Below are 3,147 nucleotides of genomic sequence, written 5' to 3'. Positions count from 1 at the left end.
GTCTACAGCAGTGCGGTGCCATACTTCGATACCTCGCACTTCAACTACGCCAATCTGTATAACGCGCCAGGCAGCGACGGTAAGACCTATCCGCAGATTCCGGCTTACTCGGCGGACGAGCGCATCACCGCGGGCTACAGCCGTCTGGACTTCAGCACCGAAGTCGGCGAGCGCCAGATCTTCGGTAACATCGGCATCCGTTATACCCGGACGCAGGAGCGCTCGACCGGTCTGGCGAAGTACCAGGTGCGCACGGAAAATTCGCCGGGTAGCTCCACTTACACCGACCGCGTAGTGACGAACGGTATCGCCACCGTGGAGAATACTTACCACGACTGGATGCCAAGCGTGAACGCGGCAATGTGGCTGATTCCGGATTCCTTCCTGGCGCGTGTGGGCTGGGGCAAGGTGATGGCGCGTCCGTCGATCGACCTGCTGGTGCCTAATGCGACTTGTACCGCGGGCAGCGGCAATCCGCAATTCGGCGGCGACGGCACGGACGATTGCAAGGCCGGTAATCCGGACCTGAAGCCATACCGCGCCACCAACACGGACCTGAGCCTGGAATATTACCCAAGCGCCGATACCCAGATAAGCGCAGGCTTCTTCAAGAAAGAGATCACCAGCTACATCGTCAATGCCGCTTTGGTGAAGAACGTCAACCTGTTCGGCGACGGCAACCTGTTCGACGTGACCCAGCCGATCAACGGCAAGGGCGCAACGACCAAGGGCGTGGAGCTGACGGCACGTACCGCACTGACCATGCTGCCAGGCTGGCTGAGCGGCTTCGGCATCGACACGAACTACACCCGCATGACCTTCAAGTTCGCGCCGGGCACAGAGCTGACCAATCCTCTGGATGGCACCGCGCTGCCATATCCTGGCCTGTCGAAGAATAGCTACAACGTAGCGCTGTGGTACGATCGCGACAAATATAATGCGCGCCTGGCCTACACCTATCGTGACCGCTTCTATACTGGTGTCAATGACGTGTCGGGCAATCCGAACTTCCAGGAGAAAACCGGTTTCCTGGACGCGAAGTTCCAGTACCGCTTGAACCAGCACTGGACCTTCTCAGTTGAAGGCAAAAATCTGACCGACGAGGCTCAGATTACCGACGCGGGCGACCTGTTCCGCGTGAACGAACTGGCCTTCTCGGGACGCCGCTATTTCGTGAGCCTGTCGTACAAAAACTGAGGACTTAGATGGTTGCACGCTTCCCCGCGCTGCTGCGTTTTCTCGCAGCAGTTCTGCTGGCGGTGCTGGCGGCGGGGAGGGCGTGCGCGCTCCCTGCCGATCCGGCATTCAATAATCCCCTGGTGCTCCAGCGCGCCGACCCGCAAGTCGTCCTGCAGCAGGACGGCTTTTATTATTTCACCGCCACCGTTCCCGAATACGATCGTATCGAATTGCGGCGTGCCCGCACGCTCAACGATCTCGGTGCCGCGACGCCGCAGGTCGTGTGGCGCAAGCATGCCAGTGGCGAGATGGGGGCGCATATCTGGGCGCCGGAGCTGCATCGCATCAATGGCAAGTGGTACATCTACTTCACAGCCGGACGCGCCGACGCGATCTGGGAAATCCGCCTGTATGTGCTGGAGAACAGTTCGCCCGATCCATTCAAGGGGGAGTGGGTCGAGCGCGGCCAGCTGAAGACCGGCTGGGAGTCCTTCTCGCTGGACGCCACTACCTTCGAATTGCGTGGCCAGCGCTATCTGGTCTGGACGCAGCGCGGCCGCGATACGGCCAGCAAGGCGACCAATATCTACATCGCGAAGATGGACACACCAACCTCCATCACCGGTCCTGCGACCATGCTGTCAACGCCGGAATACCCGTGGGAGAAGGTGCGCTTTGACGTTAACGAAGCGCCGGCGGTCCTGGTGCGCAATGGCCGGGTGTTCCTGACCTATTCGGCCAGCGCGACGGACGCGAATTACGCCATGGGCATGCTGACCGCAGGCGACGATGCCAATCTGCTCGATCCAGCCTCGTGGCGTAAATCGCCGGAGCCGGTCATGCGCAGCAGCGCAGCGAACGGGCAGTATGGGCCGGGCCACAACTCCTTCACGACCACGCCGGACGGCAAGACCGATATCATCGTCTACCACGCGCGCAATTACCGCGATATCCAGGGCGATTCATTGCGCGATCCAAACCGCAATACGCGCGCTCAGGTGATCCATTGGCGTGCGGACGGCTCGCCGGATTTCGGCGAACCGGTGCCGGACGCCGCCGGTCATGCCGCGGCCAAGCCGCTGTTCCGCGATCCGGTCTACGACGGTGCTGCCGATCCTGTGGTGATCTGGAATCCGATGGTGAACCGCTGGTGGATGTTCTACACCAACCGCCGCGCCAACGTTGCTGGATTGGCGGACATCGCCTGGGTGCACGGCACGCGCATTGGCATCGCCGAATCGCCGGACGGTGCGGCGTGGAAGTACGTCGGCACCGCCAATATCGAACTCCCTGCCGACATGGGCGGCACCGACAGCACGCACTGGGCGCCCGATGTGGTGCGCGCGCCGGATGGCAGCTATCACATGTTCCTGACCGTGGTGCCGGGCATCTTCACGGACTGGAAGCATCCGCGCCGTATCGTTCATTTAAGTAGCACCGACTTGCGCAACTGGGGCAGTGCGCAGCCGCTCACGCTAGCGACGCCGAAGGTCATCGACGCCAGCCTGGCGCGCTTGCCGGGTGGCGGCTGGCGCATGTGGTACAACAATGAGGCGGACAAGAAGTCCATTTACTACGCCGACAGCCCTGATCTGGTGCAATGGACTGACCATGGCCGGGCTGTGGGCGACCAGGCAGGCGAAGGCCCGAAGATCTTTCAGTGGAAGGGCAGCTGGTGGATGATTACCGATGTCTGGCACGGTCTGGCTGTGTATCGCTCAAACGATGCCCTGGCGTGGCTGCGGCAGGCAGACAATCTGTTGCAGCATCCGGGCAAAGGCGACGATGATCGCGTAATTGGCGGACACCCCGATGTCGTGGTGAGCGGTGACCGCGCCTTCCTGTTCTACTTCACGCATCCGGACGGGAAGGGCACGCGCCGCAGCAGCATTCAGGTGGTCGAGTTGACCACCGACGGCCAGACACTGCGCGCCGACCGCGACGCGCCGGCCCACATCAACCTTATCC

General features: G+C 61.7%; 2 protein-coding genes. Both read left to right on the top strand.

Translation table 11 applies throughout. The features are described 5' to 3' along the window. Window positions 1-1,197, top strand: a 1,197-nt coding sequence (locus AB4Z11_RS27690) for a TonB-dependent receptor domain-containing protein (protein ID WP_442029053.1), incomplete at its 5' end; no start/stop codon positions are given. An 8-nt stretch (window positions 1,198-1,205) separates the two neighbouring features. Then, on the top strand, window positions 1,206-3,147 hold a 1,942-nt coding region (locus AB4Z11_RS27685; RefSeq protein ID WP_442029052.1), incomplete at its 3' end, for a family 43 glycosylhydrolase.

Source organism: Pseudoduganella sp. RAF53_2, assembly GCF_052113985.1.
Taxonomy (GTDB): domain Bacteria; phylum Pseudomonadota; class Gammaproteobacteria; order Burkholderiales; family Burkholderiaceae_D; genus Rugamonas.
The sequence above is the reverse complement of the archived record's forward strand: the minus strand, read 5'-3'. Positions and strand labels throughout refer to the sequence as shown.